The organism is Bradyrhizobium sp. 1(2017) (genome assembly GCF_011602485.2).
GTDB lineage: Bacteria > Pseudomonadota > Alphaproteobacteria > Rhizobiales > Xanthobacteraceae > Bradyrhizobium.
Genome location: NZ_CP050022.2, coordinates 2,993,298 through 3,017,924 on the forward strand (window position 1 = coordinate 2,993,298; position 24,627 = coordinate 3,017,924).

9 protein-coding genes and 1 riboswitch are annotated in these 24,627 nt (G+C 66.1%); of the genes, 4 read left to right on the forward strand and 5 right to left on the reverse strand.

Annotated elements, in window-relative coordinates; translation table 11 throughout:
- Positions 1-7 precede the first annotated feature (7 nt).
- Together HAP40_RS14090 and HAP40_RS14095 are read left to right on the forward strand one after the other, a co-directional pair.
- Positions 8-16,342: a leukotoxin LktA family filamentous adhesin gene (locus HAP40_RS14090; RefSeq protein WP_166817229.1), complete on the forward strand. Its 16,335-nt coding sequence runs from the start codon at positions 8-10 to the stop codon at positions 16,340-16,342.
- Positions 16,343-16,353: 11 nt separating this feature from the next.
- Complete coding sequence (locus tag HAP40_RS14095) at positions 16,354-18,039, forward strand: ShlB/FhaC/HecB family hemolysin secretion/activation protein (RefSeq protein ID WP_166817228.1); 1,686 nt, start codon at positions 16,354-16,356, stop codon at positions 18,037-18,039.
- Positions 18,040-18,238: 199 nt separating this feature from the next.
- Here HAP40_RS14095 and bluB read toward each other — a convergent pair whose 3' ends face one another.
- Genes bluB through cobU form a run of 3 tightly spaced genes read right to left on the reverse strand, consistent with a single transcriptional unit; the run spans position 18,239 to position 20,158 of the window.
- Positions 18,239-18,871, reverse strand: a complete 633-nt coding sequence (gene bluB, locus HAP40_RS14100; protein WP_166817227.1) for a 5,6-dimethylbenzimidazole synthase — start codon at positions 18,869-18,871, stop codon at positions 18,239-18,241.
- Positions 18,872-18,875: 4 nt separating this feature from the next.
- Positions 18,876-19,658, reverse strand: coding sequence for an adenosylcobinamide-GDP ribazoletransferase (gene cobS / locus HAP40_RS14105; RefSeq protein WP_166817226.1), 783 nt, complete (start codon positions 19,656-19,658; stop codon positions 18,876-18,878).
- A complete protein-coding gene (gene cobU, locus HAP40_RS14110; RefSeq protein ID WP_166817225.1) occupies positions 19,655-20,158 on the reverse strand; it encodes a bifunctional adenosylcobinamide kinase/adenosylcobinamide-phosphate guanylyltransferase in 504 nt (167 codons plus the stop codon). Before cobU ends, cobS begins: the two co-directional genes overlap by 4 nt.
- A 122-nt stretch (positions 20,159-20,280) precedes the next feature.
- Here cobU and cbiB point away from each other — a divergent pair, with 122 nt between their 5' ends.
- Complete coding sequence (gene cbiB, locus HAP40_RS14115) at positions 20,281-21,222, forward strand: adenosylcobinamide-phosphate synthase CbiB (protein WP_166817224.1); 942 nt, start codon at positions 20,281-20,283, stop codon at positions 21,220-21,222.
- A gap of 11 nt (positions 21,223-21,233) precedes the next feature.
- Complete coding sequence (gene cobD, locus HAP40_RS14120; RefSeq protein ID WP_166817223.1) at positions 21,234-22,199, forward strand: threonine-phosphate decarboxylase CobD; 966 nt, start codon at positions 21,234-21,236, stop codon at positions 22,197-22,199.
- Here the strand turns inward: cobD and HAP40_RS14125 are convergent.
- Both HAP40_RS14125 and cobO read right to left on the reverse strand, forming a co-directional pair.
- The gene (locus HAP40_RS14125) at positions 22,188-23,636 is read right to left on the reverse strand and encodes a cobyric acid synthase (RefSeq protein ID WP_166817222.1); all 1,449 of its coding nucleotides are present in this window, start codon (positions 23,634-23,636) and stop codon (positions 22,188-22,190) included. The genes cobD and HAP40_RS14125 overlap by 12 nt on opposite strands.
- Positions 23,637-23,660: 24 nt before the next feature.
- Positions 23,661-24,296, reverse strand: coding sequence for a cob(I)yrinic acid a,c-diamide adenosyltransferase (gene cobO / locus HAP40_RS14130; protein ID WP_166817221.1), 636 nt, complete (start codon positions 24,294-24,296; stop codon positions 23,661-23,663).
- 40 nt (positions 24,297-24,336) lie between these two features.
- A riboswitch (cobalamin riboswitch) is annotated at positions 24,337-24,558 on the forward strand.
- Positions 24,559-24,627: the final 69 nt, after the last annotated feature.

Consider the following 24,627-nt stretch of genomic DNA (forward strand, 5'->3'; position numbering starts at 1 on the left):
ATCTGAAATGCGCGGACCATCTGCGAGGCGGGACACTGACGAACGCGGCTTGCGCAAACTTGCGCATTTCCGTTCGATGTCGCTGCTCTGCGCGATGCAGATGGTCTTCCTGCCGGTGTACAGCGTCCGTGTTCAGGCGCAGACCGCGAACGTCATCGTTCCCGACGGCCGCACCGGCACCTCGTTGCAGACCTCCGGCAACGTGACCAACGTCACGACGTCGACGGTCTCCGGCAACAACGCCTTCAACTCGTTCTCGCAGTTCAGCGTCGGGCAGGGCAACACCGTCAATCTGCAGCTGCCGACCGGCACGCAGAACCTCGTCAACATCGTTCGCGACGCCCCGGTCTACGTCAACGGCACGCTGAACTCGTACATGAACGGCTCAATCGGCGGTAACGTCTATTTCGCCGATCCCAAGGGTTTCGTGGTCGGCCGCAGCGGCGTGGTCAATGTAGGCAGCCTCAACGTCTCGACGCCGACGCGCGAGTTCACCGACAGCCTGATCGGCCCGCAGGGGCAGATCAACCAGTCGGCCGTCGGCAATCTGATGGCTGGCTCGTTCCCGGTCTCGCCGGACGGCAACATCCGCATCTATGGCCGCGTCAATGCCCAGGACGGCGTGCGTCTGACCGGGCAGAACGTCTATGTTGGCGGCGCCAGCCAGCGCGACATCGCCAATCTCGATCACGCCGCGAAATTCGCCGCTTCGGTCAATTCCAAGGGCCTGCGCAGCGCGAGCGCCATCAGCGTGCGCAACGGCTCGATCCATATCGGCGCGGTCAACGATGCCAGGGTCAACGGGCGCCTGACCGCGCGGAGCACCACCTCGACGCCTGGCAACATCACCGTTCAGGCCGGCAACAACATCGAGATCGGCAAGAACGCCAAGCTCAACATCGCGAGCAGGACCGGTGATGCCGGCGAGATCCGCCTGAAGGCGGCGCAGAACCTCACCGTTGCGGGCGGGGCCGCCTTCAATGCGAGCTCGAAGACCGGCAATGCCGGCCTGGTCGATTTCAGTGCAAACGGGATCATCGACGTCGGCAGCGGTGTGTCCGTCAAGGTTGCCGCGCCGAACGGCAAGGCGGGCACGTTGCTGTTCGATCCGATCGATCTGGTGATTGGCGACGCGAGCCAGGGCGACACCGGTGTGACGCTGTCGAACAGCTCGATCGTGAATGCGCTCAACGGGCTCAGCGCCGGTGCCGACTACCTCATTCAGGCGGATCATTCGATCACGCTCGCCGCGCACGCGGTGATCGATGCCCGCCGTCTCGATGGTTCCGGCCATTCGACCGGCAACGCCAACAACGTCATCATCGACGCGCCGAATATCGAGATCATGAATGGCGCGCAGATCCTGGCCCAGTCGGTCAATTTCGGCGGAACCTCCTACGCCGACGGCAATGTGACGCTGAGGGCCACGGCGAGCGATATCAAGCTGTCCGGCCAGGCCACCGCGGCGACGGCGATCATCGTCGACGGCAAGATCACCGGCGGCACCGTCTCGATCACCGCGACCTCGACCGCCGTGTCGAGTTTCCTGGACGGCTCGCCAGTCGGGGCCTTGGCGCTCGTCGGCTCGACGCTTGCCGGCTCGCTGCTCGGCCTCAACGGCGGCTACGTCGCGGCCAGCGCCACGGCGACCATCAACATCAACAGCCATGCCGACATCAACGGCCGTGGCGATGTCACCATTTCCGCGCATGCATCGGAGACCGCCTCGGATCCGGCGGTCGCGTCCACCTTGCTCGGCAGCCTCACGCCGGTCGCGGCCGGTGTGGTCGTCGGCAAGATCGACGGCGTTGCCACGACCAACGTCGCCTCGGGCGCGACGATCAATGCCGGCGGCAATCTCGAGATCAAGGCGCTCAACGATGCGACCCTCGCCGTCTCGGCCGTCGCCGCGTCGACGAGCGCTCAGATCGTCCCGACGGTGGCCTATTCCAAGGGATCGGTGACGACGATCGCGAACGTCGAGAGCGGCGCGCATCTTGCTGCGGGTACGGTGAACACCAGCGGCAGCACGCTGAAGGTGCGTGCGATCAACAACAATTCGTTCTCGACCAGCGCAACGTCGGTTGCGGCGCCCGGACTGGGAGCGAGCGGCGCCGTCGGTGGCGCGTTCGCCATCAGCGACATCACGACGTCCGTGACCGCGACGCTCGGCGCATCGCTCGGAACCGATACCGCCAACCGGATGAACGGTTCCGTTCTGGTCGAGGCGACGTCCGACACGACGAGCAATTCCACGATGGCTTCGTCGATCGCAGGCCTGCCGGCGCTGATCGCGGCGATCGAGCGAGGACTGCGCGCCGTCACCGCGCCGACGTCCATCATCCAGGACCACATGTCCTCGCTGGTGCCGCTGAACTTCAATTTCAAGGCCGCGGGCGCGCTTTCCCTGGCCAACAGCACCCAGAGCGCGACCGCTGCAATCGCGCAGAATCCGAGCGGCGGCGCGCCGAGCATCTATGCCAGCGGCAACGTCGCCGTCGCCAGCAACGTCATCGATCGCGGCGTTCGCAGCAATGCGACGGCCAGCGCGATCACCAAGGACGTGGTGTCTGGCGAGAGCACGGCCATCAGCGCGGCCGTCGCCTGGGGCAATTTCACCCACAACTCGAACGCTTATGTCGGCAACGGAACCCTGGTCAACGCGGCGAACATCGCCGTCGACGCGACCACCGAGCTGCCCATCACCAACACCTGGCTGAAATGGGATGGACTGGGTGCGGTGCTGAGCCACCTGAACGGCAATCTCGGTGTCGGCGGCAACATCCTGACCAGCTACGCCAATGCCACGGCGGACGCCGGCGACACGATCGGCATTTCCGGTTCGCTGAACCATTTCGTCGTGAACAACAACACGACGGCATGGGTCGCGGGCAGCGCGAGCCTGACGGCGACGTGCACGAGCGCGACATGCAGCAGCAGCTGGGCGGCCGGGATGGACAACGGCGACCTCCACACCTACAACGCCAGCATCCAGATCGCGGCGACCACGACCACGGCGTCGATCGACGCCGCCGGCAATGTCGGCACGCTCGGCTTCCTGACCGGCAACACGTCGGGCGGCTCTTCGGTCGGCGGCGCGCTCAATCTCGTTCAGTTCAACACCAACACCATTGCCGGCGTTTCGGACCGCGCGACGGTGCGGGCGGCGGACGACATCGCCGTCAACGCGATCACGTCCGACAAGTTCGTCGCCGTCGCGCCGTCGTCCGGCAAGGCCGCGGGCGCGCTGGCGCTGAACGGCATCACCTCGCTCGGCTTCCTGAACAACACGACCCATGCGTCGATCTCGAGCCAGGCCACCGTCTATGCCCCGACCGTCGGCATCCTGGCGCAGCAGGACATGTCGGTCGTGACGCTGTCCGGGGCGATGAGCCGGAATAGCAGCGGCGGCTCCGCGGTCGGATTGTCGGTCGCCTATTTGGGAGCCAATGCCGACACCTCCGCCTATATCGGCGATAACCATTCCGACATTCGCCCGGGCGTGTTCAGCTCCAACGATCCGTTTGCCGGCAACAGTGGCGGGAGCGGGGCGGTCAACGTCGACAATCTCACGATCAGCGCGACCACCTCGGGGCGCATCACCGCGGCTGCCGTGGCCGCGTCGATTTCGGAGCCGGCGGCCTCCAGTTTCTCCGACAAGGCGGGCGCTGCAGGTGCCGGCGCAACCGGAGGAACCAGCGGCGTGACGACGGCCGCGAGCAAGATCGGCTCGACTTCGGGATCGAGCACCGACGGCTTCAGCCTCGACCTCGCCGGCAGCTCGTCCGTCAGCGACGTCTCGTTCGGCACCAGCGCCTATATCAGGAACACGACGGTCAACAAATACACCACGACCGGCGCGGTGGCGACGAACACGATCGTCCAAGCGCTCAACGACACCATCCTCAGCAACGGTTCCGGCTCAGCGGCACTCAATCTGGCCGGAGCGTCCGCCCAGGGGGCTGCGATCGGCGGCGCCATCGCGGCGGCGATGTCCAACAATGCGACGCTCGCCTACATCTACGGCACCACCATGAACAACCAGAGTTCGGTGACGGTGCAGGCGCTCAATGGCGGCTCGGAGACCGTCGTCGCCATCGGCGTGGCGGGATCGAAATCCAACGCGGCCTCGCTGTCGGCCTCCGTCGGCATCATCACGGATAGCGCCAACGCCTATATCGAGAGCTCGACGATCACGGGGCAGGCAAGCGGTGTCAATCGGGCGCTCGAGGTGGATGCCTACCAGACTACGAACGTCGCGATCGGCGGCGGCTCGCTCTATATTTCGGGTGGCCAGGCCGGCGTCGGCATCGGATTGACCTATGCTTCGATCGCCGACCCCACCGGAGGAAATGCGACCGACGCGCACATCCGCAGCAGCTCGATCTCGAACTACGACACGCTGCTGGTGATGGCCGACACCGCCAGCGTCATTGCGGCCGGTGCGGCCTCGGGCGGGGCAGGGTCCAACGGTCTTGCCGGCGCGATCGTCGTCAGTGAGATCACGCCCACCACGACGGCCTACATCAGCAGCGGTTCGACCGTGAACATCAGCGTCGGGCGCGTGACGGTGCTGGCGGATAGCGGTGCGGTGTCGGCGCTGGACACGGCGCTCGGCAACCTCGTCAAGAAATCGAACAACAATCTTCTCGCCTCGGACACGTGCACCGTCGCCGGCGGCACGGGCGGGCAGAACTGCATCGACTTCGGTGCGGCCGCGCTCAACGGCGGCACCGGCAACGGTCCGGGCGCCAGCATCATCTCCGTTGCTGGCCTGATCCAGGCCGGCAAGAACAATGTCGGGGCCTCGATCGTCTATAACACCATCGCGACCACGCATTCGGCCTATATCGCCAACGTCCTGATGTCGGCGGGCAGCAACGGCAATGTCAGCGTGAGTGCGGTCGATTCCTCGAAGATTCAGGCGGTCACGATCGGCTTTGGTCTTGCGACCGGACAGTTTGCGGGCGTCGGCGGCACCACGATCAGCAGCATCTCCAACACTGTTTCGGCGGCCATCGGCAACAGCCAGTCGAGCACGACGCAATCGAGCGTCACGGCCAGGAACGTGTCCGTCACCGCGACAGACAATTCCAGCATCACCGGAAACGCCGCCGTCGCGGGTGCCTCGACGCAAGGCAGCGCCGCGGGCCTGGCGTTGGTGAACAGCAGCATCGCCAACAATGTCAGCGCCGGTGTGACCGGCTCCAAGCTGATCGCCTCGGGCAACGTCGCGATCGGCGCGAACTCCAACGCCAGCATCTCGACCGTGGCCGTCGGTATCGCGATGTCCTCGCAGGTGGGGCTGGCCGGCTCCGTCGCCACCAATCTGATGGGCACGAACGTCACGGCCAGCATCACTGCCGCCGGCGCCAACGGCATCAATGGTGCCGACGTCACCGCCACCAACAATGTCGCCGTGATCGCCGGCAACAACGACAAGGCGGCGGTGTTTGCCGGCGCCGTGTCGATCAGCAAGGGCGCGGCCGGTGGCGCGGGCTCGCTGGTGACCAACCAGATCACCGGGACCACCGCGGCCTATATCAGCGGGGCGAACACCAAGGTCGATGCACTCGGCACCAGCTCGACCGATACCCTCTCGGTCAACAACGGCACGCTCGTCCATGCCTTCGATCTCGGCACGGCCCGCGCGCCGAGCGACACGACGCCCGATCTCTCGGAGAACCAGGACACCGTGCGCGGCCTCGCCGTCGTCGCCAGCTCGCACCAGGCGGTCGTGACCAACGTCGCTTCGCTCGCCGCGAGCAGCGGCATCGCCATCATGATCAACCCGATCACCAATGTGATGAGCGGGGCGACCCAGGCCTATATCGACAGTGCGGCCATCGACACGCGCCTGACTTCGTCGACGCTGGCGCCCCAGATCGAAGTCGCGGCGTCGAGCTTCTCCTATTCCGGCGCGTTCGGCGCCGGCATCGTTCCGCCGACCGGAAACGGCGGCGGCGGCGCCACCATCATCAGCACGACGATGTCGCGCGGGACATTCGCATACATCACCAATGCCACAGTTGGCGGCGTGCAGTCGTCGAGCCCGACGGTCGGCGCCGTCACGGTGAAGGCCAATGCCGAGCAGGATGCGTCCTCGATCGCGGTCGGCTTCAACACCGGCTCGGTCGGGCTGAACGTGTTCCTGGCGACGACGGAAGCCTATGTCGACGGCGGCGCGCTGACGGCCTCGTCGCTAACCGTGAACGCCAACAACAACACCGGAATCTTCTCCGCGAACGGCTCGGGCGCCTATGGCAGCCAGGCCGCGATCGGCGCGGCCTTTCTGGTCCAGGTCTCCTCGAACCGGACCGAGGCCTATGTCGGCGACGAGTTCCACTACCAGGGCAACGGCGCCGCGCACACCACCGCGCTCAATCTGAGCGGCGCGCTCGACGTCGAGGCCACCACCAAGAACCGCTTCGAGGCCTATGCGGTGGGCGGCGCGCTCTCGACCGGCACGGCGGCGATCGCCGGCATGGCCAACATCGAGATCGCCAACAACACTACCATCGCCGGCGTCTACGACACCACGCTGCAATCGGTGACAGGCGGCGCGGCCGGCGCGGTCACCATCAATGCGACCGAGGACGTCGCGATCAAGGAGATCGCCGGCGCGCTCGCGGTCGGCGCCAGCGGGGCCGGGGTCGGCGTCGGCGCCGCCGCCAACATCGTCGCGTTCAAGAGCCAGACCATCGCGGAAAGCCGCAACAGCAATCTAAATTCGTCCGGCGCGATCAACGTCAATGCGCTCAGCACCAAGGAAGTACTGTCCTACGCGGTGACGGCCGGCATTGGCGGCAGCGTCGGCATCGGTGCGACCGTCGGTGTCATCATGATCGGCACCAACACCGCCGATCCCGACACGCAGGGGCAGCAGACCGGCCAGCTCAACCAGAATGGCAACGGAACGATCGCGGCAGTGAACGCGAGGACGAGCACCGCGCAGGGCAGCGATGCGGTCGCGAGCGGGACGGCCGGTAATCCCAACAGCGCCAACGTGACGTCGACCTACAACGTCAGCAACGTGCTCACCGGCGGCGATGACGGCGTCACCGCGCAGATCGCCGGCGGCAACGTCACGGGCACGCAGGTCAATGTCGGCGCCACCAGCGCCAATGCGGCCAAAATGTATCTGCTCGGCGCAGGCTTTGCGAAGAACGTCGGCATCGGCGCCGGTATCGGCTACACCAGCGTCAACAGCAGCGTGCTCGCAAATCTGAGCGCGATCGTGTCCGCGCCGACCGTGACTGTCGCGGCGGTCGTCAGGGATGCCAGCACCGGGCCTTATGGCGGCAAGACCATCGACACCGAGGCGATCGCGGGCGGCGCGGCGCTTTACTTCGGCGCCCAGGCAGCGGTGGCCTTCGGCAATGTCACCAACACCGTGACGGCCCAGCTCGGCGGCCAGGTCACCGGCACGGGCGGTACCGGTGTCGCCGTCATGGCGCAGGACTCCACGACCCAGTCCGTCTTCACGGGCGGCGTCACCGCCGGAGCCGCGGCGGTCGGCGCCTCGGTGGCGACGGCCGGACGGTCGAGCTCGGTCGCGGCGAAGGTTCTGGACGATGCGACCGTCAATGCCTCGACGCTCGCGGTGGGCGCGGCGGGAGCCGGCAAGTTGTCGACGACCGCAACGGCACTCGGCGGCGGCATCCTCGCTGGCGTCGGCGCGGATGCGGAGGCGCACGAGAATTCGACCGTGACCGCAGAGATCGGCGCGGGTTCCTCGATCACCACCTCCGCGACCGGTGTCGGCACCTTGGTGACGGCATCGGTTACGCCCAATCTGTCGAGCGAGGCGATCGGCGTCTCGGTGGGGGGCGGTGCAGTTGGCGTCGCCATCGCCCAGTCGACGGTCGGAGCCACTGTTACGGCTGATGTCGGCGACAACACCGTCTTCTCGGGCGGCGCGCTCGCCGTGACCGCGATGGCGCTCGTCCCGATCATCGGCACGCAGACCAATACGGACGGAAGCACGACGACGCTCTATGGCACGACGACCTGGGCCAAGGCGCTCGCCGGTGGCGGCGGCTCGCTGATCGGCGCGCAGGGCAGCTACGCCAGGGCTTCCCAGAACGCGACCGTCAGCGCGTATGGGGGAACCGGGATCGAGCTTCCCAACGCCGATGTGCTCATCGCGGCGCAGAACGACAGCGCTCAATACGCCGAAGCGACCGGCCTTTCGAGCGGCTTCCTTGCCCTGGGCGCGACCGTCGCCCAGACCTCGTCGAACGCGCATACCTACGCCTATCTGGGCGCGCCCGCGGACATGGATAACCTCAACCGCGCCAACTACACCGGCATCCTCGAGATCACGGCCACCGGCACGGATGCCAATGTCTCCAACGCGACGGTGGGCGCGGGCGGCACCTATGCCGGCGCGGCGGCGGTCGCCACGACCAACTCCACAGCCGTGACCAACGCGCGGTTCGACGGTGGCACGACGGATGACACACTCTATTTCGGCGGCATCAAAGTCGCGGCAGAGCACACCACCAACTATGCCGCGAGCGGCGACGCCTTCCAGGCGTCCACGGCCGGCGTCTCCGCCGGCAAGGCGCAGAACGACGTCACTTCGACCACCACGGCCGAGATCGGAACCCACCTGATCATCAACTCGGATGGCGGCGACATGGTCGTCACGTCCAAAGATAACGTGAACCAGGCCGGTGGCGGCGCGCGTTCGGGCTCCGGTGGCTCGTTCTCCGGTGCTGCTGCGCTGAGCGACTCCGATGTCACCCAGACCGTCACCACCAATATTGGCGCCGGGACGATCCTGAGCCTCAACGGTGACCCGCGGACGGCGATCGGCGTGATCGACATCGAGGCCTATAACACGCTGAACACCAGGGACACGGCGAGCCTCGCTACGGCCAGCTTCTTCGCCGGCGGCGGCGCCGAATCCAACATGACGGCGAACGCCACCCTCGCGGTCAACATCCATGCCCGGGAGCTGTTCAGCGTCGGCAAGATCTTCATCGGCACGGCTGCGAAGATGGCGGCGTCCAACAATGCCAATGCCAGTCTCTACGGCGCGATCGCGGGCGTTGGCGCCAGCACCAACACCTGGGTCCACGCCAACCAGGACGTCACCGTCGACAGCGGCACGACGATCCAGGCCTGGCGCGACATCAACATCTTTGCCGGCATGTCCGGCGATACCATCACCTTCAGCAGCATCCAGGCGACTGCGACGACGGTCGTCTACAACAATACCGCCATTCCGATCTCGACCCTCTACCGCGGCACGGCCAATGCCGGCGACGACAGCACCCTGACGCTCTCCGACGGTTCGCGTGTGCTCGGCGTTCGTGACATCTACCTGGGCGCAACCCAGGGGCAGGTCACCGCCTCCGGCAACGGCAGCAACTACAATCCGTATCTGGACATCTTCAGCGCCAAGAACAGCGACAACCACAGCCTCACCAGCGGAACCGGCGATGTCGCGCTCAACGGCCTGGTGGTGGCGGGCATCAACAGCGACGTGCTCATCACCATCGATCTCGGTGCAGGCGCGCCGACCCTGAGCACGACGAGCCCGTACTCGTCGCTGTCATCCACGCTCGAATACGTCTCCGATATCGATCATTTCAGCCCGGTGAAGAGCTGGAACCACCAGACGGTGCAGTACACCATCGTCGGCGGCTTCAACCCCTACCAGAACGTCGTCAACCAGCTCGTTACGCTGACCGGCCTCACCGAGACGCAGATCCGGAGCGCGCTCGCGGTGCGGACCCCGACGCCGACGATGGCGCCGTCCGGCGCCGATCCGACCGGCGATATCCAGCGCCAGATCAACGCGTTGATCCAGCAGGCGCCGTATACCTCCGACGCCCCTGGCAATGCCTTCGCGTTCGGCGACATGCTGGTGTCTGCTGGCAACGTCTCGATCCTTGCGCAGAAGCTGACCGGAAACAGCCTCGCCGGTCATTCGGCGCCAGCGGTCATCGCGCGCGGTTCGCCGATGATCAAGGTCGAGAACCGCGGCCTCGACTTCATGGACTTCGCGAACCTCACTGTCACCAATGTCACCGGCGGCAACATCACCTACCGTCAGGTCAACCATGTCGATCCGGATTCGCATTCCAACGTGACCTTCACCGCCACGCCGAGCGCGACGCCGATCATCGACATCTCGGCGACCTACAACCGCGTCGATCCCGACAGCGGACTCGGCGTCGACGGCAGCGGCAACCAGCTGACCCGCAAGCCCGACATCTATTTCGACGGCATCGTCACCAACGAGGGCGGTCTGCTCAAGATCACCAACAATCTCGGCAGCATCGTCGCGTCGCAGTCGCTCAATGCCGCCACCATCCAGATGGTGGCGCCGAACGGCTCGTTCGTGTTCCTTGGGGGAATCGGCAGCTTCTACAACTCCAACCACGATGTCACCGCGCAATGGGCTGGTGTCCAGTACAAGCCGGCGGACAACGACACGCTGACGGCGGTGATGGCGGCGGCGACCTACCTCGGCGCCTATGGCGCATACGAGTACAGTCCGCATATCGGCGCAGGCGGCAATCACCCGTATTTTTACTACTGCTGCGTCGACGGCAATACGGGCGTTCAGCAAACGGCCGCCAACAGCACGATCTTCACCGCGCGCATGCTGATGACGTATTACGACGGCCTGTCGCTCTATTCGGCAATCTTCCTGCCGATGGGATCCGGCGCGCCCGGTAACGGCAACCCGAACGCCGGCAGCGTGGGCAGCACCGCCACCCTCGCGGCGATGGAAGGTCCGACCGTTCAGACCATCACGACCGCGCCCTGGGAGCGGAATACCTATACGGGCCAGGGCGTCTACAGCAACACGACCTACGATTACACCACGACCTCGACGGACGCCCAGGGCAATACCGTCACCACCAACCACACGTCGACGTTCTACTCGCCGTTCAACTGCTCGGGATGCTCGGCCTACTTCCAGGTCGTCAATGTCCAGAATGACGTGATCACGCCGAGGACCGCGGCCACCAACGCTCAGTCGAACTGGAGCTCGACCACGCCCTCGGGATACCAAAACCCCGCGAACGCGCCCTTCATCCTCGGCCAGGCGATCATCATCTCGGCGGGTGTCATCAACGTCAACGGCCTCATCCAGAGCGGCACGAGCAGCAATTACTCGGTCGACATCGGCGGCGGTGCATTGTCCGCCATCAACAGCCTCAAGAGCGACAGCGCGGCCTTTGCCCAGGCCCAGGCCAACGCGCGGAACGGCAGCTATTACGACATCACGGCCGCTGCGACGACGCAGGTCGCCAGCGATCTCAAGATCGGAGTGAGGTACAACGCGCTCACCGACCAGATCCTCGTGAACGGCGTGGTGCAGGGCTCGGGCGGCTACGTCTATCTGAACGGCAAGATCATCTCGACCTCGACCGACGGCACGTCCCAGGGCACGATCGCGGTCAAGGGTGGTGCCGGCTCGATCACGGTCAACAACACGACCGGGCTCCAGCTCGTCACCAACACCATCAACACCGGCGTCAGCGCGCCCAGCGTGATCCAGATCGTCGATCAGCTCCAGCAGCAGACGACCTGGTACGTCTACAATCCTTCCGCTGCGGGCGCGCAGCAGGTGTCGACGTACAGGACGGCTGGCGTCAATGCGAGCGCGTACACCGCCGCGATGCTGACCGGTATGAGCGGAACTGCGAACATCCAGTACGCGGTGAAGCCCAACATGTACTACCAGTGGGTCGACACGGCGACGCTCGATCGTCCGGCGACCAGCACGCAGTTCGATTATGGCTGGCACTACACGCCGAATGCGGCGACCGGTGAAAATTGGACCCGCACCATCAGTCTGGTCGAGAACGTGATGCAGGCCACGGGCGGCGGCGGCAACACCGGCCAATTGCAGACTGCGAATTTCCAGGAAGTCATCACCGCGACCGGTTCGTACCACGATGCCGGCGGCAACACCCATCCCGACAAGTGCTGCGGCACGGACGCCCAGTTCAACTGGTACCAGCAGATCTACGATCACCTGACCCTGACGCTGACCAACACGGTCAAGGCGTCGAACCCGATCAATATCCAGTTCAGCGGCGGCGGCGCGAGCACTGTCAATGTCAGCTCGAATTCCGGAATCGTCATCAACGGGCCGATCAACAACCTGTCGGGGTCGACGACGGTGATCGCCACCGGTGCCAATTCGGCCATCACGTCCGGGGCGAACGCGAACAACCCGATGATCTCGGGCAAGAACGTGACGCTCCAGGCCGATGGCGGCATCGGTTCGCTCGGCGCGAACGGCGTTCCCGTCCAGGTGCAGGTCTACGGCGGCAATCTGACCGCCACCTCGATCGATCGCGACATCGCGATCGCGGCCGTCGGCTCGCTCTCGATCAACCAGGTCGCCGTCACGTCGGGTGTCTCCGGCCGCGCGCCGCAGGGCAGCGTCTTCATCTCGGCGACCGGCGACATCAACTCGGTGGCCGCTTACAACGTCGCCACCCCTGTGGTGATCGGCAAGAATGTCGAGATCAACTCCAGCGCCGGCGCGATCGGCGCGACGAGCGCCGTCGTCAACGGCGCGTCCACCCTGACCAACATCAATCCTCTGGTGATCCAGGCGACGGGCACCACGCAGGCCGACGGCGCGGTCGACGGCGGCGTTCTCGACAGTGCTTCGGCTACCGGCACCTACATCGTCCAGTCCAAGGGTGATTTGCGCCTCGGCACGATCCAGTCGACCGGCGGCCCGGTCTTCCTGGAGGCGGCGGGGTCCGACGGCAACCAGGCCAGCATCCTGAACGGGCGGGCAGTGGTTGGTCTCACCCCTGCGCAGACCCAGCATCTCCAGAGCGTCTGGGCGAGCCTCGACCTGCTCAGCGGCAACGCCGCGACCAACGCCGTCAACAGCTACCAGTCCATGGTGACGTCGGCCTATAACGACTACTTCCAGCTCAAGAACATCGCGTTCCCGAACGGCACCACCTACGCTCCGACCTCGGTCGGCCTGACGGTGCTGCGGGCGCAGGTGGCCGCCAAGCTCGGCATCGACCCCGCCAACGTCACGACGACGCAGATGAAGAACGAGGCCACGACGCGGTTCCTGAGGGATCAGTTCCTGCTCGGCCAGATCACCACCGACCAGCTCAAGAGCTCGCTGACGACCTTGCTCGGCACCGCTCCGGCGGACCCGCTGGGGACGCTGTTCGGCAGCTCGCTGTCGTCGACCCTGTTCACCAAGCTGTTCGATGGCGTCTCGACGGCCAATCAGCGCATGCCGAGCAATACGGCGCTGCAGACGGCGCTCAATGCCTACAATGCGAGCTACACCTACACGCTCGCGTCGACCGAGCGGGTCTACGGCATCATCACCGCGGGTTCGCAGTGGACGCAGAGCCAGCTCGCCTACACGGTGTCGTCGTCGGCCGTCGGTGCGGCTCCGCCGCCGATCGACGACAATGTCATCGCGAATGTCAGCGCCAACCAGATCATGCTCTACGCGCCGCGCGGCTCGGTCGGCAATTCGGCCGCGCCCCAGACGTTCACCTTCACCAGCGTCGATTCCTCGTCGCTGACGCCGGAGCAGAGGGGCCTGCTCGCCACGGCCGGCCCCGGCCAGCTGACCGTCGGCGCGGTCACGGACCCGACGACCCATGTCACGACCTATACCGTCAGCCTGTCGCAGCAGAACCTCGTCGTCGTCGACAACCCGATCGCGATCTCGGCCAAGGCGCTGACCAATATCTATCTCGGCAGCAAGAACAGCCTCGCGCTCGGCGGCGTCACCGCCAATTACGGCCCGATCGTCGCGGCACAGGCCAACGGCATCGAGGTGACCGGCCGCGGCGACGTCAAGCTCGACGCCGTCACCAGCGTCTCCGCCAATGCGAGCGGGCCGGTGATATCAGGTGACATCGGCAACCTGACCCTGATTGCCGAGCATGGCAATGTCGGTACCAGCTCGAACGCGCTCCAGATCGCGTTCGCCGACCCCGGCAACGACCAGCTCGACCGGGTCTCGTCGGCGCAGGGCATCTATGTGAAGCAGACCACCGGCGATCTCATCCTCGGCAACATTTCCGCCGGCAATGCGATCCAGCTCGCCGCAACCGGCAGCATCTTCGCCGAAGCCGGCTTCACCGACCGCACCGCGATCCACATCCTCGGCACCGACCTCGACCTGCGCGCCGGCGGCGATATCGGCTTCAACGGCTCGGCCTTCCAGCCGCTCCAGGTGAACATCTCCGGCGCGCTGACCGGCTCGGCCGTCGGCGACCTCAGCATCCTCGCGGTCACCGGCGACCTCGTGGTCGGCGGCACCTCCGGGACGCTGACGGCCGGCGGTGCTCTGACGCTGAACGTTTCGCGCGGCGCGCTCACCGTCAATGCCGACATCACCAGCGGCGCCCTGATGCAGCTGCTCGCCAACCGCGGCATGACCTTTGCGGCCGGCACCAGCGCGGCGCCGGTGGTTGCGACCAGCAGCTCGAATGGTGTCACGCTGGTCGCAGCGACGCTGTCGATGGGCGCCCATGCGGCCATCAATGCGGCCGGACTGATCTCGGTGACCACAACGGGCGATGCGGCGATCGGTCAGCTGAACTCGTCGCTGTCCTACGCGGCGGCCTCGAACGCACCGTCGATCATCGTCACCGCCGGCGGCGTCGCCTCGCTTGGAGCGATCATCGACAATGGCGACGGCCAGACCAAGTTCGTCGCGTCCGGCGCGGGCTCCGAAGTTTCGCTGAGCGCATCGAACGGCATCGGCAACGCGACCAGCCGGTTCATCCTCAGCGCCGCACGGCTGTCGGCCAGCGCGAGCGCCGGCGACATCTACGTCAAGGTTCTCACCGACATCGAGGCGAGCCTGTTGTCGGCAGCGAGGGGCAGCGTGGACATCATCGGCACGGGCGGCCTGACGCTCGACCAGGTGGTGGCGGGCACGGCAACGGGCGCGAGCGGCAGGTTCAGCGCCGTCGCGAACAACGGCAGCATCGTCATCGGCACCGCCGACAGCAGCGGCTCGCAGACGGTCCATGCCACCCAGAACGTGACGTTCAACGCGCTGGCCGCCACCGGCAATGCCGGCGATGCCGGCAATATCAACGTCACCGCCGACAACGGCTTCATCTTGGCGCAGACGGTGACGTCGGGCGGCGCAACCACGCTCGGCTCGGTGTCGGCCAACGGCTCGGCAAGGCTGATCGCGGCGGGAACCAATACCGGCCACAATCTCACGACGTCGACCGGCAACGCCGTGCTGCAAGGCACCGTCGTCCGTTGGGACAATCTCGGTGTCGGCGGCTCGCTCGGCGTCACGGCGACGACGGGTGCGATCACGCTCGGAACGGCCGTGAGCGGCGGCACGCAGACGCTGCATGCCGTGAACGACATCGTCTTCAGTCAGCTCACGACCACGGGCATCGCGGGCGATGCCGGCGATATCGACCTGCGCTCCGACACCGGTTCGATCCGGGGCGGGTCGATCTCCGCCAACGGCGACACGCGTTTCGTCTCGGCGGGCGCGATCTCGCTCGACCGCATCCGGGGCAACACCATCAAGCTGACTTCGCCGGGCGACCTCACGATCGGCTGGGTCAGCGTGGTGAAGCAGCTCGACCTCGCGGCCGACACGATCAACGTCAACGGTGAGCAGGTCCGCTCGACGCCGGCGATCCCGCTCATCATGAACATCACCGGCTATAATGGCGGCGTCGCGAAGTCCGCCAACGTCTCGATCGACCCCGACCACATCATCATCAACCAGTTCAGGGCGGTGGATGCGACCTTCTGGACCGACGCGCCTGCCGTCTCGATCGTCAACGGCTATATTCCGGGCCAGCTGATGCTCACCACCGCGAACGCGCAGGTGCTGCTCAACAATCGTACGCCGGCGCCGTCCAATTGGCCTGCGCTCCAGCTCTACCAGCCGGGCGGCGTGTTCACGATGAGTCAGATCGGCAACGCCAATGTCAGCAATGCCTATGTGGTGTTCTATACCGGCAACATCTCGGCGACCGTGACCAATTACGGTCCGACCCACACCTGCTGCTACGACTTCACCGGCGCCAGCATGGTGCGCAACATCTCGGTCGACGGCGAGGGCAACGAGAGCATCGAGACCTGGCTCGCGAAGAAGGACGGCGGGACGTTCTATCTGCTCGGCCTCTCCGGCCAGGCGAGGCTCGACGCACTGCTGACGCCGCGTCCGGTCGAGACCATCGGAGCCGGCCCCGCCGTCAACATCGAGGGGCTGAGCGACATGCGCAAGCTGCGCCAGAAGGGGCAGCGCGCGGGACGACCGGGCTGGAAGGATGCGGCGATCGAAACAGTGAAACCGGCAATCGGCCGTCTGGCAGAGGCATGGTGACGGGATTGGGCATGCGGGCTCTGCGGGCAGCGTTGGCGTTCGGGTTGGCAGCGTCCTGCATCGCCTCCGCGCGCGCCCAATCGATCAATCCCGGCGTGATTCAGAACGACATCGACCGCCAGCGACGGCAGCTCGAGCAGCAGAGTGCGCCGCCCAAGCTCACAGGGCCGGCGGTGATCGGCGGCGAACGGGAAAAGTCCCAGCTCCTGAAGCCGGGTGGGCCGAAATTCCGCCTGCGCAAGGTCACGTTTAACGAGTCCAAGTTCATCACGCCGGCGGAGCTGGACGAGATCGCGAGGAAGTATGTCGGCAAGGATGTCGACATCGCCGCGCTGTTGCAGCTCGTTGCCGACATCAACGCCGTCTACGCCGCGCGCGGGATCGTCACCGGCATCGCCACGCTGCCGGAGCAGGACGCCAAGGGCGGCATCGTCCGCGTCAAGCTCACCGAAGGCCGGCTCCAGAAGACGACCGTCGAGGGCAACAAGCAGACCCGTACCGACTATATCCTCGATCGCGTGAAGGCGCCCGAAGGCGAGGTCCTGGACGTTCCCAAGCTCAACCGCGACGTGATCTGGTTCAACCGCACCAACGACGTGCAGATCAAGGCGCTGCTCCAGCCCGGTACGAGTTTCGGTCTGACCGATCTCCAGTTCGCGGTGATCGAGCCCCCGGTCGACACCTGGCAGCTCTTCGTCGACAACCAGGGCGTGGAGAACACCGGCCGCTGGGAAGGGGGCACCTTCTACAAGCGCCATGGCCTGTTCGGCGTCGATGACCGCCTGACCCTCTACGGGGTCCGCTCCGACGGCAATCTCAACGGCAATGCCGCCTACAGCATTCCGGTCAATCCCTGGGGCGGCCGCGTCGGCGTCAGCTACACCGAGGGCAAGATCAAGATCATCCAGGGGCCGTTCGTCGCGCTCGACGTCACCGGACGCTCAAGCCAGGCTTCGGTCAATTTCAGCCAGCCGGTCTGGGTGACCCAGGACTGGCTGGTGCTGCTCAACGCAGCCCTGACCGAGGGCAAGACGGTCAGCCGCTTCGCCACGGTCGCCGTCACCGACGATCACTACGACAGGGCCACCGCCGGCGTCTCGGTGACCAAGTCCGGCAACACCTATTCGATCACGGTCTCGCCCGCCGTGAACTACATCGAATGGCAGGATCACGTGCTGGGCTACAACCGCACGTTCAACACCTATACCGGCTCGTTGCTCGGAACCAGCGCGGCGGGACCGGCGAATTTCAGCGCCAATGTGCTGGCGAGCTGGCAGTACACTCAGGAAAAGCTGCTGCCTGGCGACCAGGTCTTCTCGATCGGCGGTCCCACCACCGTGCGCGGCTATCCCTCCAACTCGGCGTCCGGCGACAGCGGCTATTATTTCAATGCAGAGCTGCACTACAATTGGTCGCAATGGCTGAGGGGTTTCGACACCTACATCTTCACCGACTGGGGCGCGGTGTATTCGACATTCCCTGGGGTCACCGAGCTCGCCTCGGTCGGGGTCGGCTTCTCCTGGACCTACGCGCCGTGCATGACGTTCGAGGCAAATTACGCGACGCCGCTGAAGATGGCGGTCTCGACCCAGAACCATTACGAAGCCTATGGCCGCATCATCTTCCGGCCGTTGCTGATGTTCCAGAAGGAAGCCCCCGCGCCCGTGGCGGCGGTCGCCGGCAAGAGCAGGTCGTAGCCGCGCGCTGCCTCGTGCCCCGGACGCAGCGCAGCGCCACTTTGGCGGTGCGCTGCAGAGCCGGGGTCCAAGCAGCGGCAAGTGCTGTGGCTTCCTGGGTCCCGGCTCTGCGGAGCGTCACTGCGTGCCGCACCGCGTCGGGGACACGAAGATTGTTGCCCGACGCTGCGCTTGCAATGACGGAGGATGGTGCGGCGTGCTACCGCCGCAGCGTAAATTCCGTTGCGCTGCGCCGATGCTCCCATTTCGCCTGCTCCAGCTCGGGCCGGTCGCATTCGGCTTCCGGATAGCCGATGCAGAGATAGGCGATGAATTTCCAGGATGGCGGCACCTCGAGGATGGCGTGAATGCGATCCGGATTGAGGATCGACACCCAGCCGAGGCCGATGCCTTCGGCCCGCGCGGCAAGCCACATCGCGGTGATCGCGGCGACCACGGAATATTCCGTCGTTTCCGGCATCGTCGCGCGGCCGAGACCGTGGCCGATGTCGCTTTCCTTGTCTGCGAACACGGCGAGGTGGCCGGGCGCCTGTTCGAGGCCCGACAATTTGAGCGTGGCATAGCGCGTCGCGCGCTCGCCGGCATAGGCGTTCAGGGCATCGGCGTTGCACGATGTGAAATCGTCGACCACGGCGCGGCGGCATGCCGGATGGTCGACGATGACGAAGCGCCAGGGCTGGCTGAGGCCGACCGAGGGCGAGAGGCACGCGGTCTCGATCAGGCGATCGACGGCACCGTCCGGCAGCGGGTCCGTTCGAAAGCGGCGCACGTCGCGGCGCCACACGAACAACTCGCGCAATTTCTGGCGGAAGATGTCGTCGAACTCGACCATGAGGTCAGCGTCCCATCTGGAAGGAAGCGGTCACCAGCAGGATCAGGATCTCGCCCGTCTGCTCGAACGCACCGAGGATGTCGCCAGTCTGCCCGCCGATCTGGCGGACGGCGAGCCGCGCCAAAATCAGGCCGGCGAGTGTTAGCAGGATCAGGGCGGTCAGCGCCTTGCCCGGCCCGAGCGCGAGGGCGAGAACGAACGTCCCAAGTGCGAAGGCGATGGCCACGCTGCGGCCTGGCGGCGATCCCGCGCCGGCCGACAGACCGTCGGGCCGCGCGGGCGGCACCAGCGACATGAAGGCGGGCACGCCGGCGCGGGCAGCCGTGTGCGCCGCGCACAGTGCGAGCATCACAGCAAAAGGATTGGCGATCGCCGCGAGCGCACCCCAGCGCAAGCCGAACGACAGGATCAGCGCGCAGACCCCGTAAGTGCCGATCCGGCTGTCGCGCATGATCTCGAGCTTGCGTTCGCGCGTGCGCCCGCCGCCGAGTCCGTCGGCGGTGTCGGCAAGCCCGTCCTCGTGCAGCGCGCCGGTGATGAGGGCGGTCGTGGCCAGCGCGAGCAGGGCGGCAAGGTTTGGCGTCAGTCCGACGCGGATGGCGACCTTGTAGACGAGCGCGCCGGCAAGTCCGACCAGTAGTCCCGCGACAGGCAATGCCCAGGTCGCGCGCGCGATCGCGCCGTCGCCGGCGGGCTTCGCCGATGCCACGGGAAGGATCGTGACGAAGGATGCGGCCATCCTGAGATCGGCGACGAGGTCTTTCAAAAGTTCCACGCGCGGCGTCATTTCAGTTTCATCGGCAGGCCGGCCACGACGAACTCGACTTCGTCGGCAGCAGCCGCGGTGACCTGGTTCATGATGCCGGCGGCGTCGCGAAAGCTGCGCGCCAGCGCATTGTCGGGCACGATGCCGAGACCGACTTCGTTGGTGACGAGTACAACCGGGCTTTTCAGCCGGGGCAGGGCGCCGGCAAGCGCCTCGACCTCGCGCTCCCAGTTGCGCTCCGCATGCATCAGGTTGGAGAGCCACAGGGTCAGGCAATCCACCAGCCTTGCGCCGCCGCCATCGCTTGCGACCAGCGCGGGAACGAGATCGAGCGGCACCTCGCGTTCGATCCAGTCGGTTTCGCGGCGCGCACGATGCCTGGCGATGCGCGCTTCCATTTCGGTATCAAGCGCCTCGGCCGTCGCGACATAGACGGGCCGGCCGGGAAAGGCCTTCGCGCGCGCTTCCGCACGCGTGCTCTTGCCCGATCGCGCTCCGCCCGTGATCAAGATGACGGCCATCAAAATCTCCTGTCGGGCAGCACTAATCACCAATCACGGCCAAAGACAAAGCCGAAATCAGCCAGGCGGGGGCTTGCGCTCCGGGTTGGCTTTGCGCAACAGGAGCGGGACAGGAGACGAATGTGGGCTTTGCGGGGGCGATGGTGGTGGCGATGGCGGTGGATGCCCTTCTGGGCTGGCCGTCGTGGCTGTTCGCCCGGATCGGCCATCCCGTGACCTGGCTGGGCCGGCTGATAGAGGCCATCGACACCGCGTGGAATCGCGCGTCCGATCCGCCGGCGCTGCGCCGCGCTGCTGGCGTCGCTGGCGCGCTGCTGGTCATCACGCTCTCCGTTGCAGTCGGCGCGGTGGTTCAGTCCTTGCTACCATGGGGCTGGATCCAGATCGCGCTGGTCGGCATCCTCGCCTGGCCGCTGGTCGCGCTGCGCTCGCTGCATGATCATGTGGCTGCCGTCGCAAAGCCGTTGAGCGCCGGTGACGTCGCCGCTGCGCGAGACGCGGTCTCGCGCATCGTCGGCCGTGATCCCGCGGCGCTCGATGAAGCCGGCATCGCGCGCGCGGCGATCGAGAGCCTCGCGGAGAACGCCTCCGACGGCATCGTGGCGCCGGTTTTCTGGGGTGCGCTGTTCGGCCTGCCCGGCATCTTCGGCTACAAGGCGATCAACACGCTGGACTCCATGATCGGCCATCGCAGCGAGCGGCACGAAGCCTTTGGCTGGGCTGCCGCGCGCATCGACGATGTCGCCAATTTCATTCCGGCGCGCCTGACCGGATTCCTGTTCGTGCTGCTGGCGCCAAGGCGATCGGAGGCGCTGGCGTGCATAACGCGCGATGCGCGCCGTCATCGTTCGCCCAATGCCGGCTGGCCGGAAGCGGCCATGGCCGGCGCGCTCGGCGTGCGGCTCAGCGGCCCCCGCATCTATCACGGCAGCGTCACCAACGAGCCCTGGCTCAACGAAGGCGGGCGCGAGCCGCTCGCTGCTGATATCGACGAGGGCCTGGCCGTGTATCGCCGCGCCATGCTGCTGCTCGCCGGCCTGCTTGCGATCCTGGCCTTCGCGTGAAACAACGGGGCATGCGCGAGCACGGTGGAAATCTCGATCTGGCCCAGCAGCGGTTTGGCGGACGCGCTGAGGACTGGATCGACCTCTCGACGGGGATCAACCGGCTGCCCTACACGGTCGGCGAGGTGAACGGCCGCGCTTGGAGCGCGTTGCCGTCGCGCGCCGAGATCGAGGCGCTGCATCAGGCCGCGCGGCACGCCTACCGCACGAGCGCGCCGATCGTCGCGATGGGAGGTGCGCAGGCTGCCATTCAATTGCTGCCGCAACTGGCGGCGCCCGGCCGCGTGCGCATCCTCGCACCGACCTACAATGAATATGCGGGGGTGCTGTCGGCCGCGGGCTGGGACGTCCAGGAGGTCTCCGGGCTGGACGCGCTGGCGGGCGCGGACCTGGCGATCGTCGTCAATCCCAACAATCCCGATGGCCGGACGTTTACGCCGGAGGATCTGCTTGCGCTTTTGCCGCGTGTTAACCGTCTCGTCATCGACGAGAGCTTCGCCGATGCGGTTCCGCAGCTGTCGCTTGCGTCCGAAGCGGATCGGCCGGGGCTGCTGGTGCTGCGCTCATTCGGAAAGTTTTACGGTCTTGCCGGCCTTCGCCTTGGCTTCGCGATCGGAAATGCGGCCGACGTCGGCAAGCTCGCGGCGATGTCGGGTCCATGGCCGGTGTCGGGCGCGGCAATCGAAATCGGCTGTCGCGCCTTGCGCGATGATGCCTGGGCCGAGACCACATCCGCGCGGCTTGTTCGCGATTGTGTACGTCTCGATGAGATGGCGTGCGGTCAGGGATGGACGCTCGTTGGTGGCGCGCCGCTGTTCCGTCTCTACGAAACTCCGGATGCACTTGCCGCGCAGGAGAAGCTCGCGCGTGGTCAAATCTGGTCGCGCGTGTTCGGGCGAGAACCGACATGGCTACGCCTCGGCCTTCCCGGCAGCGAATCCGAATGGATTCGCCTTGCCGAAGCCCTAGCGCGCTAGCGCGAGCAGACCGTCAACGTCGAGATGCTTTTCGATGTGATCGGCGAGGGCGTCGAGCGCACTCTCGACCCTGGCATGATAGGGCTCGTCGCCTGCGGGGATGTCGAGCTTGGCCAAGAACGCCTTGCGGAAATCATCCGACGTGAATACGCCGTGCAAATAGCTGCCCTGCACGCGCCCGTCGCCCGAGATCGCGCCTTCCGGCTCGCCATCCACGGTCGCAAATGGCCGCGCGCGATCCGGCCCATTGGTGCGGCCGATGTGGATTTCGTAGGCCTGGATAGGTTGCCCGGTCGCTGCATGCACGGCCGCAACGCGCGTCAGCGTCTTCTGCGGGCTCATCACCGTTGTCACATCCAGCAGCCCGAGGCCCGGCGTGTCGCCCGCAGGGCCCTCGATCCCATCGGGGTCGGCGACGCTGCGCCCGAGCATCTGATAGCCGCCGCAGAGGCCGAGCACATGGCCGCCCCTGCGGTGATGCGCGATGAGGTCGATGTCCCAGCCCTGCGCGCGCAGGAAGGCGAGGTCGCCGCGGGTGGATTTGGAGCCGGGGATGATGACGAGGCGCACGTCGCCGGGAATGGCATCGCCCGGACGCACCATGACGAGATCGACGCCGGCCTCGAGCTTGAGCGGATCGAGATCGTCGAAATTGGCGATCCGCGACAGCGCAAGGCAGGCGATCTTGCACTGGCCCGGCTTGCGCGCGTCGCTCAGGCCCAGCGCATCCTCGGCCGGCAGCTCGCCGGCGCGTGCGAACCAGGGCAAGACGCCCAGGCCGCGCCATTCGGTCTTCTGCGCGATCAGCCTGTAGCCGTCGTCGAACAGCGTGGGATCGCCGCGAAACTTGTTGATGACAAAACCCTGGATCATCGCGGCATCGTCAGGATCGATCACCGTCTTGATGCCGACGAGCTGGGCAATGACGCCGCCGCGGTCGATGTCGCCGACCAGCACGACCGGAACGTCCGCCTTGCGCGCGAAGCCCATATTGGCGATGTCGGCCTTGCGCAAATTCACCTCGGCCGGACTGCCGGCGCCCTCGACCAGCACGAGATCGGCGCGCGCCTTCAGGCGCTCGAAACTTTCCAGCACCGCGCCCATCAGTGACGGCTTCATCGCCGCATAGTCGCGCGCCCGCGCGGTGGCGATGCGCTTTCCATGCACGACAACCTGCGCGCCGACATCTGTCTCGGGTTTGAGCAGCACCGGGTTCATGTCGGTGTGCGGCTCGACGCCGGCGGCGAGCGCCTGCAGCGCCTGGGCGCGGCCGATCTCGCCGCCATCGACGGTGACAGCCGCGTTGTTCGACATGTTCTGCGGCTTGAACGGGAGCACGGGCAGGCCGCGCCGCGTGAAAGCGCGCGCGAGACCGGCGACGATGAGCGACTTGCCCACGTCCGAGCCGGCCCCCTGGATCATCAATGCGCGCGCCATGGTGTTTTCAGAAACTTGGTGCCGTCAGAACTCGACGCCCGCCTGCCCCTTGATGCCGGAGCGGAAGGGATGCTTCACCAGCGTCATCTCGGTGACGAGATCGGCGATCTCGATCAGCTCGTCCTTGGCGTTGCGCCCGGTGAGGACGACATGCGTCATCTCAGGCTTCTGCGTCGTCAGGAATTCGACCACTTCGGCGATGTCGAGATAGTCGTAGCGCAGTGCGATGTTGATCTCGTCGAGCACGACCATGCGCAGGCTCGAATCGCGGATCAGCTCCTTGGCCTTCTCCCAGCCGGCGCGGGCGGCGGCGATGTCGCGCGCGCGGTCCTGCGTCTCCCAGGTGAAGCCTTCGCCCATGGCGTGGAACTGGCAGAGGTCGCCGAAATGGCCGGTGAGCAGGCGCCGCTCGCCGGTATCCCAGGCGCCCTTGATGAACTGCACGACCGCGCAGGGAAAGCCATGGGCGACACAGCGAACGATCATGCCGAAGGCCGAGGAGGACTTGCCCTTGCCGGCGCCCGTGTGGACGATGATGAGGCCTTTTTCGCCGCTCTTGGTCGCCATGATCTTGTCGCGCGCGGCCTTCTTCTTCGCCATTTTTTGGGTGTGGCGGGCGTCGCTTTCCTCGCCCGTTTGGGTCTCCGGTTCAGGTGTCATCGGTCCCGGTCCTTCGGCTTGACAAGTGGCGGCCGGCGGCAAATGGTGGGCCGGCGTTGGTTCCTGTCCTATGACAGGCGAAGAGGGAATGCGATAGGGTCCGAATCGGCAAGATTTGGGTCCAAAATGCAGCCGCCCCCGCGACCGTGACCGGAGAGATGCCCGAAGCCACTGACTCCCAAAAGGGAATCGGGAAGGTGGGGATCGAAGGGCAAAACCCTGCTCCGCAAGCCGGGAGACCTGCCAGCGCGGACGATTTTGGACCGGCGGACGGGGTGTTCCGCGACGGGGAAACGGGCCTCCAAAAAACGGTCCGTGCGCCTCTTCGCTT